The organism is Pseudomonas kairouanensis (genome assembly GCF_004682055.1).
GTDB classification, from domain to species: Bacteria; Pseudomonadota; Gammaproteobacteria; order Pseudomonadales; family Pseudomonadaceae; genus Aquipseudomonas; species Aquipseudomonas kairouanensis.
On record NZ_QUZU01000006.1, the window covers coordinates 158,317 to 175,016 of the forward strand.

Annotated in this window: 11 protein-coding genes; 7 read left to right on the forward strand and 4 right to left on the reverse strand. The window is 60.2% G+C overall.

Going from position 1 to position 16,700, the window contains the following annotated elements; translation table 11 throughout:
• The first annotated feature begins 38 nt into the window (after positions 1-38).
• From DYL59_RS07725 to DYL59_RS07750, 6 genes are all read left to right on the forward strand, one after another.
• Positions 39-5,981: a dermonecrotic toxin domain-containing protein gene (locus DYL59_RS07725; protein WP_135288636.1), complete on the forward strand. Its 5,943-nt coding sequence runs from the start codon at positions 39-41 to the stop codon at positions 5,979-5,981.
• A gap of 80 nt (positions 5,982-6,061) precedes the next feature.
• Positions 6,062-6,964: a cysteine synthase CysM gene (cysM, locus tag DYL59_RS07730; RefSeq protein ID WP_135288637.1), complete on the forward strand. Its 903-nt coding sequence runs from the start codon at positions 6,062-6,064 to the stop codon at positions 6,962-6,964.
• Positions 6,964-8,316, forward strand: a complete 1,353-nt coding sequence (gene rlmD, locus DYL59_RS07735; protein ID WP_135288638.1) for a 23S rRNA (uracil(1939)-C(5))-methyltransferase RlmD — start codon at positions 6,964-6,966, stop codon at positions 8,314-8,316. Before cysM ends, rlmD begins: the two co-directional genes overlap by 1 nt.
• Positions 8,317-8,453: 137 nt before the next feature.
• A complete protein-coding gene (relA, locus tag DYL59_RS07740; protein ID WP_135288639.1) occupies positions 8,454-10,697 on the forward strand; it encodes a GTP diphosphokinase in 2,244 nt (747 codons plus the stop codon).
• A 170-nt stretch (positions 10,698-10,867) separates the two neighbouring features.
• Complete coding sequence (mazG, locus tag DYL59_RS07745) at positions 10,868-11,701, forward strand: nucleoside triphosphate pyrophosphohydrolase (protein WP_135288640.1); 834 nt, start codon at positions 10,868-10,870, stop codon at positions 11,699-11,701.
• A 25-nt stretch (positions 11,702-11,726) separates the two neighbouring features.
• Positions 11,727-12,272 (forward strand): DUF2058 domain-containing protein, encoded by a 546-nt coding sequence (locus DYL59_RS07750; RefSeq protein WP_135288641.1) that lies wholly within the window; start codon positions 11,727-11,729, stop codon positions 12,270-12,272.
• Positions 12,273-12,366: 94 nt separating this feature from the next.
• Here DYL59_RS07750 and DYL59_RS07755 read toward each other — a convergent pair whose 3' ends face one another.
• The 4 genes from DYL59_RS07755 to purM all read right to left on the reverse strand — a co-directional run bounded on the left by DYL59_RS07755 (position 12,367) and on the right by purM (position 15,317).
• Positions 12,367-12,555, reverse strand: coding sequence for a hypothetical protein (locus DYL59_RS07755; protein ID WP_135288642.1), 189 nt, complete (start codon positions 12,553-12,555; stop codon positions 12,367-12,369).
• Between the two features lie 331 nt (positions 12,556-12,886).
• Entirely contained in the window at positions 12,887-13,600 is a 714-nt protein-coding gene (locus DYL59_RS07760) for a DUF3108 domain-containing protein (RefSeq protein ID WP_135288643.1), read from the reverse strand.
• An 8-nt stretch (positions 13,601-13,608) separates the two neighbouring features.
• Entirely contained in the window at positions 13,609-14,259 is a 651-nt protein-coding gene (gene purN / locus DYL59_RS07765) for a phosphoribosylglycinamide formyltransferase (RefSeq protein ID WP_135288644.1), read from the reverse strand.
• Positions 14,259-15,317 (reverse strand): phosphoribosylformylglycinamidine cyclo-ligase, encoded by a 1,059-nt coding sequence (gene purM, locus DYL59_RS07770; protein ID WP_135288645.1) that lies wholly within the window; start codon positions 15,315-15,317, stop codon positions 14,259-14,261. Before purM ends, purN begins: the two co-directional genes overlap by 1 nt.
• Before the next feature lie 343 nt (positions 15,318-15,660).
• On the opposite strand from purM, the gene DYL59_RS07775 reads away from it, so the two are divergent.
• A complete protein-coding gene (locus DYL59_RS07775; protein ID WP_135288646.1) occupies positions 15,661-16,692 on the forward strand; it encodes a DUF2066 domain-containing protein in 1,032 nt (343 codons plus the stop codon).
• Positions 16,693-16,700 lie beyond the last annotated feature (8 nt).

Genomic DNA, 16,700 nt, shown 5'->3' on the forward strand with positions numbered 1-16,700 from the left:
CGATTGGATAGGCTGAGCTTTTTTCTGGGAGCAGAAAAATGGCCGAGCCGCTGAACCCTGCTGCATCACAAGATCCGGTGTCCGAATTCATCGCCGATCAAGAGTCACCGTTAATGACGGCTCCAGAATGGACCGCCTTGCAGGCGCTGGACTTGATTCGGGCAAATTTCGATAGTTTCCTCGCCAACTTCAATGACGAGGAGAAACTTGAGTACGTGCGGTTGCAAAGGGGCTGGATCGAGGCCCAGCGTACGGTCGAGCGGGCCATTGCGCAATTCACCCAAACCTTTGAGCAGCAGGCAATGGGCCTGTTGCGTAGCGAGCTTAAAACGCTGACGGGTCAGGATATCGATCCCGCCGTGGCGAAAATCCATACCCGCTACCTCGCGTCTTCCCAGCGTGTTAGGCGCGCATCGAATGAAAGTGAGGTCATAAAAGTGGCGAGCCTCACGCTGTGGGACGCCGCTTGCCGCAACTATGACGGGTTGACCGGTTGGAGCTACCCGGGTCGAACGGGTTTGGCCGATGCCAGCTATCTGGACAGCAACATTAACGCCAGCGCTGGCGAATTCATCGCGCTGGTGCGTCGGCTCAATCTCGGCGGGCAACTCAAACAGCAATTGAATGATGCGCTGCGCGGCAATGGTGCGTTGGGTGAAAGCTTCCTGGGCTTGGCCAGTGCCGAATTTGAATTCGCTTTGATCGACGCCTTGAAAAACACCACGCTCAGTCACATTGATCGTGCCAAATATCATCAAGTCAAACGAGCCCTGGCAGGAGCGACTCCCTGGGGCTTAACCGAAGAAATGCGCCTGTTTGTCCCCCACGGAGCGGACAACGTCAGCTTGTTGCCGCAAAGTATCGGCTTGACCGGGCAATACGTAGCGCCACCGCCGGGCGATCACTTGAGTATTCCCCACCTGGTCTTTTCGGTCAGCGGCTGTGCGGGGGCATTCAGTTTTTTCCCGAATCGGCCCGGGGGGGCTTTGCGTCACCATGACAGTGCCCGAACCGCCTGCGCAGAGTTCCATGTCGCCTTTCATGGGTTCTACCGCAGGGGCAAGGTCGATTGGCTGTACCAGATGATGTCGTTGCGTGACGCTGCTCGTCTCATCCAGCTTGCCAAGGTCACGGCGCGCCCGCCAAACCTGAATTTTTTTGCCAATTTTCTTTATGACTTGGTGCAGGCGATGCCCAAGGTCGATCACCCGGGGACCATCGGCTATGTACGCGTCGTAATAAAAAAGACGCCGGTTGTCGCCATGCACGACCTCTATATCAAGCGCTGCCGAGCCAACCTGCAAGAACTCGCCAACGAAACGCCGGGTTTTATGTCGACGTTGATTGAGCTGTTTCAGACCGTGCTCAGTGAAGTCCTCAACGTGCTGCTGATCCCGGTGCCTGGCGCCTTGAAAGGCCTGGGGCGGGCGCGTGCCTTCGGGATGTTCGTGGCGCTGGCACAGTCGCTGGTGGGGGGCGGTACCCAGGCGCTCCAGAACGAGCCTGGCGACGTGTTGCAAGGGCTGATCGACCTGGCGGACTTGCTGGTCAGTGGCCGTTTACACACCCGCTTGGCCAAGAGCGTGCTACGCCGCCATCAGCGTTTGTATCAGCAACTGTCGAAGCCACGCAGTGCCGTTGCCGACACCCCGCAGCCGACCGGTCCGCCGTTGCTCGAAAGAATGCTCGGTAGCCCAGACGCGCCTGCCCGGGCCCTGACGAACGTGCTTGATATCAGTGGCACTTCCCACGAAACCCTGAACCAAGTGTGGGAGGGCGCCACACCCTCGGCGTCGTTGGCAGAGGCGTCGCATCGGTTCAGGACCGATCGATTGATAGAGTGGGTCGCTAATGGCGCGGGCCCTGAACGCCCCGCGCCCGCCGGCGTGGTTGAAGTCATGGCACCGCTGCTGACCCAGTTGGATCAGTGGCCAGCGGGCACGGCCTTGAGTATCACCAACCCACAAGGCCTGGAGTTGCGTCGCTACAGCAAAGATCCGGCGCAGCCGGTGACGGTTACCCTCTACGTGACAGTGCAGGAAAACTTTCTGTTCGCCTATGCCACACCGCCTCGCCTTACGATGCATTTGCCGAGCGCCATCGTGGCGTTGCTGCCCGGCCAATTTCCTGGCGGTGAGCCGCTGGTTCGCCAACATCTGGCGGCCAAGGCCAAAGCCCTGGGCGCCGATTTGTTTGACGCACTCACGCGCTTTGCCCAAGCCAATCGCCTGGGGGCCAAGGGCGCCAGCGCGTCGGTGCGTCGCCTGTTGCCGGATCATGTGGGCGCCGAGGGTGATGTCCCCGCGGTGGTTGCGCAGTTGCGGGCGTTGCACCCGCACTTGAGCCAGGAACGGTTGCTTGAGGTGCTGCGTGGGCACCCATTGTCCGAGCATCAGCAAACCCAATTGCTGGAATCGCAGTTGCAGCCTGAGGCGTTGTACCTGGCCTTGCGTGCTGCACGGCGGACAGCGCGTCGGGAGGCCATTGTGGATGGGCTTTTCCATGGGCGCAGCTTTGACCGGCAAACCCAGAACTGGGCGGCTGCGTTCGTCAAAGGGATGCTGAGTGATCTCACCGGGCGAGCGTTGGTCGTCAGCCCGGCCGGACGCGGCGTGCCTTATGTTGCCAAGGACAGCAAGGATCGCACGCTGGTCGTGATTGATCATCGTCAAGGACGGTTTTCTGCGTATGACCCACACGCACTGCGCACCAGTGAAATGCTGACCGGTGTCGATAGCTTCTATGACGCCGTCGTGCGGCAACTGTCCGGGCCTGAGCGCATTCAGCTAAGCCTTTCTGCGCAGCAGGCCATCGCTGATCTACGCCAACAGGTTGGCAGTGCAGTGCTGCGCAATCGTGCGCTCGATGGTTCGTTTTATCCGTATCGGCGAGAGATCACGCAGTACGCCCGGGCGGTCGATACCTCGGGTATCACCAACGTGCCCGACGCCCTCGGTTTTTACCGCTTGGGTTCGGACCACTTCCTGTTTATCGACGGCGAATATTTGCGGGTCACACAGGTCGATCCTGCGCAGCCTTGGCGCATCCAGCATCCGCTATTGAACGATGCGTATGCGCCTGCATTGACACACAACGGTGCAGGCGCCTGGCGCCATGAGTGGGAAAACCCGCTGACCTGGGAGGGGCAGCGGCCGTTTTATCGGCTGGGGCCTCTGGTGCGCTTGTTGTCGCCGGATGCAATCACGCAGATCCAGCAGATCAGTGGCATCACCCCAGATATTCTGCGGCGGGTGCATGTGCGCAATGAGCGCCCTCCGGCCATTCTCGTGCAGACCGTCGAGCGTTTCAGGGTGAACCAGCGGGTCAAGTCGGGGGTGGAGACCGGGGCGGACTTTTTCGACCAGTTGCTTGGCGAAGTCGGTCCTGATAGCGCGGATGCATTGGTGGGGCGCAATGGCGTCGAACGTGCAGATCAGGTCACTGTGTTGGAAACCAAAGTCGCGTTGGACAAGCCTTTGATGGAGCACCTTTTTTTCGAGGTGTTGTGCGCTGGCAGCCAGCATTCTGATAACCCTCTGGCGCAAGTGCTACAGCGTGCTAACCCCGGACTGACCAAACAGATCGCTGAAGACCTTGTGCACGACATCACACCGGCCGAGCGCCAAAGCCTGGAGAACGGCAAAGTCCCCGCATCACTGAACGCAGCGATCCGTTGGTGGGTAGAGTACTTGCGCAAAACCAGGGCCCTGGAAAGCGTGCACCTGCCTGCCGCAGCCAATGAGGACAGCTCCACAGCGATCCTGCATGCATTGCCGCAGATCGACGGTTGGCCGGCACATTTGCGGGTGGAGCTGTGGAAGGACGGTTTTCTGCGTGCCAGCGTGGGCCCTTTCGACGGTTCGCTCAAACGCATCGTGGTGGCCGTATCCAATCAGTACCAGGTCTATATTCCATTGGCGAACGGAGAGCGCAAGCCGACCGGCCGCGTCGGTCCGTTTCTTGAAGTTTTGTTGGCGTCGATGCCGCTGGCCGAGCGTCAATCGTTGGGTTATATCGAGGGTGCTGGAGAGGAGGAGTTGGTGGCGCAGGTCTGTTCCCGCCTGCAGAGAAAATGGGAGTATGCCCAAACCTTCCGGGAAATCGGGCGTCGGCCTCATTTTCATCCCCCACAGCGTGTGGCGGATGGGCGGATCGGTTACCCGCTGAGCGGTTGGGGGCTGGGGCCGACGGAGCGTCAGCAGGTCGCTCGCTTGCGCGTGTTGTATCCGTCAAGAACGGACGACGAAGTTTTGCAGCTATGGAGGGACGCTGGCGACTCGGTTCAAGAGCGCGATGCAATGATTGACTATCTGTACAGGGAACGTGAAGCCATGAACGCTGCGTTGGCGCAATGGCTTCTAGTTGCGCCGGACGGCCAGGCGCGCGATGCACGGGCGTTGGCGGTTGAGCGGATAAAAAGATGCTGGGCGAAGGAGCCCTCCGCTCACGGGACCGCGATGGTCAAGGAGCTGAACCTCGATGGCCTGGACCTGACTGATCTGCCGGTGTTGGGTGCTCATTTTGGTCATGTGGAGGTGCTGAGCCTTAAAAATAACCAGCTTTCTCAATTGCCCCAGCGTTTCCTGCGGTGCTTTCCGGGCGTGACCAGGGTTTACCTGAGCCATAACCTGTTTGAGCGACTCCCGGTGGGGCTTTCCAGAATGCCGCACCTCAGAGCCTTGTACCTGAATAACAATCGACTCAAATTCAACCTGGGGGATGTGATCCATTTGAGCGAAATGACCCAACTGCGGGTATTGGATTTGTCCTCTAACCCACTCCGGCAGGGGCAACGCCTGAACCTGTATGGATTGCGCTACCTGCGGTATTTGAGCGTGCGCAACACTCAACTGGATAACCTGCCCAAAGGTGCTGTCACCCTGAGCTGGCTTGAGGTCTTTGACCTGCGGGATAACCGAATCACAGTACTCACGCATTCTGATCTGTTTATTAACCCTGATGTCCACCGTGCCATGGATCTGTCCGGCAACCCTTTGTCGCAAGGCACACTCCAGATGCTTCGTCTCTACCGTGAGCAGCCGGGGCGTTCAGACATCTACTTCGGGTTGCACCCGCATAACGTGCGCATCACAGCCAGTCCCGATCGTTGGTTGGCGGTGCTGGCGGTCAGGGACGTACCGTTGCACCTGGCGCTGTGGCAAGACCTGCAGGCGCGTGAGATTTTCGGTGGTTTTTTCACCCTGATCGAGCGTATTTCCGCTGATCCAAAATTGGTTGCGCCGGGGTATAGAACCCTGCGCGAAGACCTGGCCCGAAGGGTCTGGGGGCTGATCGAAGGGGCCGCCAATCACCAGGAACTGGCTACGATCATGTTCAATCATCGGTATGAAATGAATCGTGGTGTGAATGGCTGGATGGTGTCGCTCAACGATCTGGAACTGAAGTTCAGGATGTTCGAGCTGCTCCGATTGGGCGGCAGTGATGCCATGCCTCTCTTGAACTGTTTTCGCGCCGCAAGCCGGTGGGCAGCCATCACGAACGCGATCCTGTTGGTTGAGCCTCATCAGGCGCCGGAGCTGGCGGGAACGCGCATATTGGCCTACCGAATCGCGCTGTCCCAGACCCTGGACCTCCCACTGGGATTCGATCAGCGACTGGACCGAACCTTGGGTACCCCCAGCCCGGAGTCGGTCGCCGCGATGCGCAACAACATCGTTGCCAATGAGGCGCTGTTGGACTGGCCTGCGCTGCTGGTTCAGGAGGAATATTGGGTGCTGTTTGTGCAAGCAAAATACTCGGCGCAATTTCAAACCACGCTGGGTCATTACGATCGGGAGCTAGAGATTGCGTTGGATCGCGTCAATTCGGCAGAGTTGACCGAAGGGGCTTACCTGGCCCTAATCGACGAGCTTTCGGCCCAGCGCCGAGTCGATGAGGGCACCCTGCTTCTGGCATTGACTCTGGGCGAGTGGACCAACCTGAATGGGGCCGCAGACCCTGCTTATATCTATCAGCCATAAGCACCATACTTTGCGTGATATGGCCCGCCGACGTTTGCCGGTATGATGTTGGCCCCCGCAGTCTGGATTGCGAATACGCCATGACCTTGCAGTACCCAACAATCGCCGATTGCGTCGGCAACACGCCCCTGGTCCGCTTGCAACGCATGGCGGGAGAAACCAGCAACACCCTGTTGCTCAAGCTCGAAGGCAACAACCCGGCTGGCTCGGTAAAAGACCGCCCGGCACTGTCGATGATCACCCGCGCCGAGTTGCGCGGGCAGATCAAGCCCGGCGACACCCTGATCGAAGCCACCTCGGGCAACACCGGCATCGCGCTGGCCATGGCCGCCGCGATCAAGGGTTACAAGATGGTGTTGATCATGCCCGACAACGGCAGCGCCGAGCGCAAGGCCGCCATGACCGCCTATGGCGCCGAGCTGGTACTGGTGACCCAGGAAGAGGGCATGGAAGGCGCCCGCGATCTAGCCGAGCGTATGGCCGCCGAAGGCCGTGGCCAGGTGCTGGACCAGTTCGCCAACGGTGACAACCCCGAGGCGCACTACACCACCACCGGCCCGGAGATCTGGCGCCAGACCGGGGGCACCATCACCCATTTCGTCAGCTCCATGGGCACCACCGGCACTATCATGGGCAACTCGCGCTACCTCAAGGAGCAGAACCCCGAGATCCAGATCGTCGGCCTGCAACCGATGGAAGGCGCGGCCATCCCTGGTATCCGCCGCTGGCCCGAAGAGTATCTGCCGAAGATCTACAATTCGACCCGCGTGGACCGCATCATCGACATGGCCCAGCGTGAAGCCGAAGACACCACCCGTCGCCTGGCCCGTGAAGAAGGTATCTTCTGCGGCGTCTCCTCCGGTGGCGCCGTGGCCGGTATGTTGCGTTTGTCCAAAGAAGTGGAAAACGCGGTGATCGTCGCGATCATCTGTGACCGAGGCGACCGTTACCTGTCGACCGGCATCTTCGACGAACCCAACTGATGGCCAAGCAAGAGAGAGGCCTGCGCTTCCAACCGACGGGCGGCAGCCGAGCCCCACAGATTCCGGTGGGCAAGAAACAACGCCTGACCATCGAGCGCCTGGCCAACGATGGCCGAGGCATTGTGTTCTTCGAAGGCCGCACCTGGTTTGTGAATGGCGCACTGGCCGGCGAAGAAGTGGAGGCACGGGTGTTGGGCGCCCACGGCAAGATCGTCGAGGCCCGTACCGAACGAGTGTTCACGGCCAGCGAACTGCGCCGACCGGCACCCTGTGCCCACGTTGGCCGCTGCGGCGGTTGCAGCGTGCAACACTTGCCCCATGCCGAACAACTTGCCCTGAAACAGCGCATGCTTGCCGAGCAACTGTCCCGCGTGGCCGGTGTCGAACCGCAAGAGTGGGCAGCGCCGTTGAGCGGCCCGGAATTCGGCTACCGCCGCCGCGCCCGCGTGGCGGTGCGTTGGGATGCCAAGGCGAAAAAACTCGAAGTCGGTTTCCGGGCCGTGGCCAGCCAGGACATCGTTGCCATCGATGATTGCCCGGTACTGGTACAGGCCTTGCAACCGATCATGCAGCGCCTGCCAAACATGTTGCGCCGCCTGAGCAAACCCCAGGCCCTGGGGCATGTGGAGTTGTTCAGTGGTACGACCATTGCCGTGTTGCTGCGGCATATGGCGCCGTTGTCCGATGCGGATTTGCAGGTGTTGAAAGAATTTTGCGCCTTCCATGAAGCCCAATTGTGGCTGCATGGCGAGGGCCAGCCGGAGCCGGTAGACGCCGACGCGGCGTTGGGTTTTCGATTGGAACAGTGGGACTTGGAGCTGGCTTATCGCCCGGGCGACTTCGTGCAAGTCAACGCCGGTGTCAATGAAGCGATGGTTGCCCAAGCTTTTGAATGGCTGGCGCCACAACCCGATGAGCGGGTGCTGGACCTGTTTTGCGGCCTGGGCAACTTCGCCCTGCCACTGGCGCGTCAGGTGCGTGAAGTGGTGGCGGTGGAAGGTGTACAGGCCATGGTGGACCGGGCGGCCCTCAATGCCGTCAGCAACGATTTGCATAATGCGCAGTTTTTTCAGGCCGATTTGTCCCAGCCTTTGACCGACGCGGAATGGGCCAAACAGGGCTTTTCTGCGGTACTCTTGGACCCACCCCGTGACGGTGCCCTGGAGGTTGTGCGCAAGCTCGCCGCCTTGGGAGCCAAGCGTTTGGTGTATGTGTCCTGCAACCCGGCCACGCTGGCGCGGGACACGGTTGAGTTGGTCAAGCAAGGCTACCGGCTAAAACGTGCCGGGATCCTCGACATGTTTCCGCAGACAGCGCATGTCGAGGCCATGGCGTTATTTGAAGCGGGCTAGGATGCCCGTTTAATCCGACTGGCCTGCACTCGCCCTGGCCGTGACCTGCCAGGGCGTGTGTGTAAGCTTTAATAGGTAAAGCAGGTCAGCGATGATTTCTGGCGCATCGAAGGTGCGTCGTAGGGAAGGTAAGCAAGATGGTACAGGTGAGAGCACACCAGCCGATCAACACCGACGGCAGTATCAATCTGGAGGCATGGCTGGACCATGCCATCAGTGTCGACCCGGCACTGGACCGTGAAGCCTTGAAAGCCGCCTGCGAGTTCGCTCGTGAGTCTGAGCAGCAAGACAATGCGGCCAAGAACCTGTGGGCCGAGGGCACTTCAAGCTTTCGCACGGGGCTTGAAATCGCCGAGATCCTTGCCGATCTCAAGATGGACCAGGATTCGCTGATCGCCGCCGTGCTCTATCGCGGCGTGCGTGAAGGGCACATTCCGTTGCCCACCGTCAGCCAGCGTTTTGGCGCCGTGGTGGCCAAGCTGATCGACGGCGTGCTGCGCATGGCCGCCATCAGCGCCAGCCTCAGCCCGCGCCAGTCCATGGTGTTGGGTACCCAGGGCCAGGTCGAGAACCTGCGCAAGATGCTGGTGGCAATGGTCGACGACGTTCGCGTCGCCCTCATCAAGCTGGCCGAGCGCACCTGCGCGATCCGTGCGGTCAAGACCGCCGATGACGAGAAGCGCAACCGCGTGGCCCGCGAGGTGTTCGACATCTACGCGCCGTTGGCCCACCGCCTGGGCATCGGCCATATCAAGTGGGAGCTGGAGGATTTGTCCTTCCGCTACCTCGAACCCGACCAATACAAACAGATTGCCACGCTGCTGCACGAGCGACGGCTTGACCGTGAGCGCTTTATCACCGATGTGATGAACCAGCTGCGCTCCGAGTTGCAGGCCACCGGCGTCGATGCCGACATCAGCGGCCGTGCCAAACACATTTATTCCATCTGGCGCAAAATGCAGCGCAAGGGTCTGGCCTTCAGCCAGATCTACGACGTACGTGCCGTGCGCGTGCTGGTGCCAGAGATGCGCGACTGCTACACCGCGCTGGGCATCGTCCACACCCTATGGCGGCACATCCCCAAAGAGTTCGACGACTACATCGCCAACCCCAAGGAAAACGGCTATCGCTCGCTGCACACCGCCGTGATCGGCCCCGAGGGCAAGGTGCTGGAAGTGCAGATCCGCACCCACGCCATGCACGAAGAGGCCGAGCTGGGTGTGTGCGCGCACTGGCGCTACAAGGGCACAGACGTCAAGGCCGGCTCCAACCAGTACGAAGAGAAAATCTCCTGGCTGCGCCAGGTGCTGGAATGGCACGAAGAGCTGGGCGATATCGGCGGGCTGGCCGAGCAGCTGCGCGTGGATATCGAGCCGGACCGGGTCTACATCTTCACCCCGGACGGCCACGCCATCGACTTGCCCAAGGGCGCCACGCCGTTGGATTTTGCCTACCGCGTGCACACCGAGATCGGCCACAACTGCCGGGGCGCCAAGATCAACGGGCGCATCGTGCCGCTCAACTACAGCCTGCAAACCGGTGAACAGGTCGAGATCATCACCAGCAAGCACGGCACGCCGAGCCGCGACTGGCTGAACCCGAACCTGGGCTATATCACCACCTCGCGGGCGCGGGCGAAGATCGTTCACTGGTTCAAGTTGCAGGCGCGTGACCAGAACGTCGCCGCCGGCAAGACCCTGCTCGAACGCGAACTGGCACGTCTGGGCCTGCCTCAGGTGGACTTCGACAAGCTGGCCGAAAAAGCCAACATGAAGATCGCCGAAGACATGTTCGCCGCCCTCGGTGCCGGCGACCTGCGTTTGGCGCAATTGGTCAACCTGGCCCAACAACTGGTAGAGCCGGAACGTGGCAGCGAGCAACTGGAGCTGATCCCACGCAAAGCCACCGGCTACAAGCCCGGCAAGCGTGGCGATATACAGATCCAGGGCGTGGGCAACCTGATGACGCAAATGGCCGGCTGCTGCCAGCCGTTGCCGGGCGATGCCATCGTGGGCTACATCACCCAGGGCCGAGGTGTGAGCATTCACCGCCAGGATTGTGCGTCGGTGCTGCAACTGGGCGGGCGCGAGCCGGAGCGGATCATTCAGGTCAGCTGGGGGCCGGTGCCGGTGCTCACGTACCCGGTGGATATCGTCATTCGTGCGTACGACCGTTCCGGCTTGCTGCGGGATGTGTCCCAAGTGCTGCTCAATGAGCGCATCAACGTGCTGGCGGTCAACACCCGCTCGAACAAAGAGGACAACACTGCGTTGATGTCCCTGACCATCGAAATTCCGGGGTTGGACGCGTTGGGGCGGTTACTGGGGCGGATTTCCCAGTTGCCGAACATCATTGAGACGCGGCGTAACCGCACCCCATGATTAGCGGAATGAACGCGGACTAAAATGTGGGAGCGGGCTTGTGTGGAAGCGGGCTTGCTCGCGAATACGGTGGTTCAGTCACCAGGTGTATTGACTGGCACACCGCTTTCGCGAGCAAGCCCGCTCCCACATTTGATCTTCAGCGTTCCCACTTCATCGGAAAGAGATCGATGTATTCATTAGACGACCTGCTGCATTTGATGAACCGTCTACGCGACCCGCAGTACGGCTGCCCTTGGGACATCAAGCAAACCTACGCCACTATCGTGCCGCATACCCTGGAAGAGGCCTACGAAGTTGCCGACGCTATCGAGCGCGGTGACTTTGATCATCTGCAAGGTGAGCTGGGCGACTTGTTGTTCCAGGTGGTGTATTACAGCCAGCTGGCGCGGGAAGAAGGGCGTTTCGAATTCGCCGGCGTTATCGATAGCATCACCCGCAAGCTGATCCGTCGCCATCCCCACGTGTTCCCCACGGGCGACTTGTATGCGCCGCTGGATATCCCGCAGCTCACCGAAGAGCAGGTCAAGCAGCGTTGGGAGCAGATCAAGGCCGAGGAGCGTGCAGAAAAGTCCGGCGCGCCAGAGCAATTATCCCTGCTGGACGATGTACCCACTGCACTGCCGTCTCTGTCTCGCGCTGCGAAATTGCAAAAACGCGCCAGCCAGGTTGGCTTTGACTGGCCGTCCGCCTTGCCGGTGGTGGACAACGTGCGCGAAGAGTTGGATGAAGTGCTCGAAGCCATGGCTGACAACGACCCGGTCGCCATCGCCGATGAGGTCGGTGACCTGCTGTTCGCAGCGGTCAACCTGGCCCGTCATCTCAAGGTCGACCCGGAAACCGCGCTGCGTGGCGCCAATGCCAAGTTCGAGCGACGCTTCCGATTTATCGAGCAGGCATTGCGCGACACGCACAAACCCATAGAAGATTGCACCCTCGAAGAGTTGGACGCCCTGTGGGGTGAAGCCAAACGTCAGGAAAAGAACATGTCCAGCTGCGGTTGAGCGGCTGCCTAAGTGAGTAAGCACCATGAGCATTTCCCTTCGCGATCAGTTGCTCAAAGCAGGTCTGGTCAACCAAAAGCAGGCCAAGCAGGTCGGCAAAGAGAAACAGAAGCAGCAGCGCCTGGTCCACAAGGGCCAGATCGAGGCCGATGACACCCAGGCCCGCCTGGCTGCCGAAGCCAAGGCCGAGAAGGTCAAGCGCGACCAGGAGCTGAACCGCCAGCAGCAGGAAAAAGCCGAGGCCAAAGCCCGCACGGCCCAGGTCAAGCAACTGATCGAAACCTCGCGCCTGCCCAAGCTGACCACCGAGGACTATTACAACTTCGTGGATGACAAGAAGGTCAAGCGCCTGTCGGTCAACACCCTGATGCGCAACAAACTGAGCAACGGCTCCCTGGCCATCGTGCATCACGGTGGCGGCTACGAGATGATCCCGCGTGAGGCGGCGCTGAAGATCCAGGAGCGTGCACCGGAGCGTATCGTGCAGCTCAATATCCTCACCGAAAGCCAAGTGCCGGATGAGGATGATCCGTACGCGGCTTACCAGATCCCGGATGATCTGATGTGGTAAGGCTGTAGAAACAACAAACCCCGCTCAGAAGGCGGGGTTTTTGTTTTAGGTACTCCGGCTGCGTGGGCTGGAGTACCTATCGTATTTTCAATACTCAGGAGCTTTGTGCCTGGCGTTTCATCTCAAGCGACTCAAGCTCGTTTTTATAGTTGTGAGCGTCGCTTTCGTTATGAAACATGCCGACCAGCATGTCTTGTTGATGTACATCCCAGATGTGAATCCCATGAGCCACTGCTTCGTGGGACATATGTTCGTCGTCGCGTTCAGTTACTTTTACAGTCATCTGCTTGCTCCAATCTCTGGTGGATCTGCGGCAAGTCGTCGCAGGCCTCTTTTATATGTTTTGTTAGCTTGCTAAGTAAACCGACTTTTCGCGCAACAAGTCTTTGCGTGAAATGCAACAGTGCTGGAGGCCGCGTAAACCGTAGGGTTTGCTCGCGGGGTGCAGAGTTTTATGACAGAAGTTTCATGTTCAGTTCAGGCTTGAGCCTTGTATTGGCCCTACCGGCGCCATCGGGGGCTTGCCCCCGATAGCGGTAGAGGCTTGAGCACAAAATCTTCAGGCAAAAAAAAGCCCCGCATTCAGCGAGGCTCCTTTTTGACTCATCAGTGCATCAGCTACCTTTGACAGCCTTACCGTCAACAGTACCGTCCTGCAGCATGATGTTGTATTCCTTGCCGTCGGTCTCGACCTGACGCAGGGCAACCAGGATGCCGCCCTGGTCCTTGGCAAACCACATCTGGGTGATGCGCTTGCTTTGCGTCGGGTCACGCACGCGCTCAACCTTGATCGCGTCAATGGAGCCGACCTTGGTCTGGACCTTTTCCGGGCCGATTACGCGAAAGTCGTAAGTGTCGACATCGGTACCTTCGACCACGTTGTAGCTCATGCTTTTCTTGCCGGCAGCAACGTCGCGCTGCAGGGCCAACTGGTAGGTCGACTTGTCGAGCATGCCCGTTTGCAGGGGCACATTGACCGGGTCTTTGTTTTCAAAGCCGGTGACTTTCTTGGCGGATTGGTCGAAGTCCAGGTTGATCTTCTTGGCTTTACCCAGGCCGCCGCGTTCGAAGGTGTAGCTCTTGGGTTGCAGGGTGTCCTTGTCGAACAGGATCACGCTGGTTTCGGTGAGGCTGGCGATCATCATCGAGGCCTTGAAGTTCAAGGTCCAGGTGCCATCGCCATTCTTGGCCAGGCTGCGTTCAGCCGAACCACTCATGGGCAACTGTTTCCAGTCGGCGGTGTAGCTCACGGAGAAAGGGTGAAGGTCCGCTGCTTGCACGGCAGGCAAGGCAAACAGAGCAAAAGCGAAGAGCAAGGCGCGACGCATAAAATCTCCTAGGTTCGAATCAAGTGGCCGCTGGCCGCAAGTAACTGACCGTCCAATAATGCACCCTGGTCACCAAGAATCAACCGGCCCTCGGCAAACCAGCGTACTGCCAGCGGGTAAATCCTGTGTTCCTGGGTGTGAACCCGTTGCGCAAGGCTCTGCGCCGAGTCGTCAGACTCTACCGGAACCACTGCCTGTACGACCAGAGGCCCGCCATCGAGTTCCTCGGTGACAAAGTGCACGCTGCAGCCGTGTTCGCTGTCGCCGGCGTCAAGCGCCCGCTGGTGCGTGTGCATGCCTTTGTATTTGGGGAGCAGGGAAGGGTGGATATTGAGCAGGCGCCCGTCATAGTGCCGTACGAAATCAGCGCTGAGGATGCGCATGAAACCGGCCAGTACCACGAGTTGGGGATTGAAGGCGTCGATCAGTTCGACCAAGGCTGCGTCGAAGGCCTCGCGGCCCTCGAACGCCTTGTGATCCAGGGAGCGAGTGTCGATACCCGCGTCCCTGGCGCGTTGCAGGCCGTAGGCGTCGCTGCGGTTGGAGATCACCGCAGCGATGCGCACCGGGCTGTCGCCGGTGCGCGTGCTGTCGATCAGGGCCTGCAAGTTACTGCCGGTGCCGGAGAGCAGCACCACGACATCACAGGTCTGGGGCATCAGTGAGCCTTGAGGTTCTTCAGTTCAACCTGGGCTGCGCCTTCGGCGGCAGTCGCGATCTGGCCGATGACCCAAGGCTGCTCGCCCGCTTCACGCAATACATTCAGCGCGGTTCCGACGTGCTCTTGAGCCACGCAGATCACCATGCCCACGCCGCAGTTCAGCACGCGGTGCATCTCGGTTTCGTTGACGTTGCCTTTTTCTTGCAGCCAGTCGAATACCGCAGGGCGCTGCCAGCTGGCCACGTCGACGATCGCCTGGGCGCCTTTTGGCAGCACGCGCGGGATGTTGTCCAGCAGGCCGCCACCGGTGATGTGGGCCATGGCTTTAACCGCGCCAGTGTCCTTGATCAGCTTGAGCAGTGGCTTGACGTAGATGCGGGTCGGGGCCATCAGCAGGTCGGTCAGCGGCTTGCCGTCGAGCTGGATGTTCTCGATGTCGGCGCCGGACACTTCGATGATCTTGCGGATCAGCGAGTAGCCGTTGGAGTGCGGGCCGGACGAAGGCAGGGCCAGCAGGGCATCACCCGCGGCAACCTTGGAGCCGTCGATGATTTCGGCTTTCTCTACAACGCCGACGCAGAAGCCGGCCAGGTCGTAGTCTTCGCCTTCGTACATGCCAGGCATTTCAGCGGTTTCGCCGCCCACCAGGGAGCAGCCCGACAGTTCGCAACCGGCGCCAATGCCGGTCACCACCTGGGTGGCGGTCTCGACGTTGAGCTTGCCGGTGGCGTAGTAGTCCAGAAAGAACAACGGCTCGGCGCCGCACACCACCAGGTCATTGACGCACATGGCCACCAGGTCGATGCCGATGCTGTCGTGCTTGTTCAGGTTCAGGGCCAGGCGCAGCTTGGTGCCCACGCCGTCGGTGCCGGACACCAGCACAGGCTGTTTGTAGCCGGCCGGGATCTCGCAGAGGGCGCCAAAACCGCCCAGGCCGCCCATGACTTCGGGGCGCGCAGTGCGCTTGGCGACGCTCTTGATGCGTTCGACCAATGCTTCACCGGCGTCGATGTCTACACCGGCGTCCTTGTAGCTCAGGGAGGGTTGCTTGCTCATGATCCAGGCCTTTAGGGGGGATTCAGGGGTAACGACCGAGCAGGCAGGCGCTTTTGGTAAAAGGCCCAGCCGTTGACGGTCTGCGAAGGCGCGCGATTTTATCAGGCTTGAAGGGCAGCGGCCATCCTCGGGCCGACAGCAGGGCCATATGAGGTTAAAAAAATGCTAATCGCCCCTGTCTTGCTGCGTATTAAGGTATAGCCTTTACTGCGCTAGCGTTATGACAGTACGAAAACTTACCAGGACCCTGTGAATGTTTTACCGGTCGCTGTGGTCACAGCCTTGTCTCACCGGTTTCACGCGGTCTGTTCCAGCCGCTAAATTTGTCGTTCGGGAATCTTCCATGCGTCTGTGTAAATTCTTCTTTGTGGGCTGCTTGTCGTTGGTCAGCCTGGCGAGTCATGCCGAAACCCTCAATGGCCTCTATCAAGTCCTCGAACCGGTTAGCAGCCAGTCGCCCCAAGAGCGTGACCAGGCTACCCAGCGAGCGGTGCAGACCCTGGTGATTCGCCTGACCGGCGATGCCAAGGCCGCCGATGGCCCAGGCCTGGCGGCGGTGCGTAAAGACCCGCAACAAATCATCAGTCAGTACGGCTACGACGCCGGCCCGCCGGAAAGCCTGCAAGTGGATTTCGACCCGGTCAGCACCGACCGCGCCCTGCGTGAGGCGGGCTTGTCGATTTGGGGCAGTAATCGTCCGTCGATTCTCGGTTGGTGGCTGAACGATTCCACCGAAGGCAGCAGCCTGGTGGGCGATGGCCAGACCGTCGCCCAGGCGCTACGCCGTGCTGCACAACATCGCGGCTTGCCGTTGCGTCTGCCGCTGGGCGATCTGGATGAGCAAGTGGTCGCCACGGCGCCGAACCTGGAAAGTGCCGATGCCACGCCGCTGCGCGCGGCTTCCGAGCGCTACGGCGCCGATGCCTTGCTGGCGGTGCATGCGCGCCAGGAAGGTAACCAGTGGCAAGCCAAATGGCGCCTGTGGCTGGGTGACAAGAGCGAGCAGGGCACGGCTCAAGGTGCAGACACCGGCGCCGTGGCCGACGCCGTGATGCTGGCGATCAGCCAAAAACTGGCGCCGCGCTTTGCGGTCAAGCCGGGCGTGAGCACCGAACAACTGTTGGAGGTGCAGGGCATGACCCTTGAGCGTTATGCCGCCCTGGGCCATCTGCTTGAGCCTTTCGGCGCTCAGCCACAGTTGGTGGATGGCAACCGCATTGTCTATCGCGTCAACGGCAGTGCCGATCAGTTGCGTAGCCAGTTGGGCTTGGCCAAGTTGCAGGAGGTGCCGGTGGATGAATCTCCGGCTGTGGTGGAAGGCGCTCAGCCCACTGCTGCACCTGAACCCCAGGCGCAACTGCGTTTTCGTTGGTAGCAGTTTTC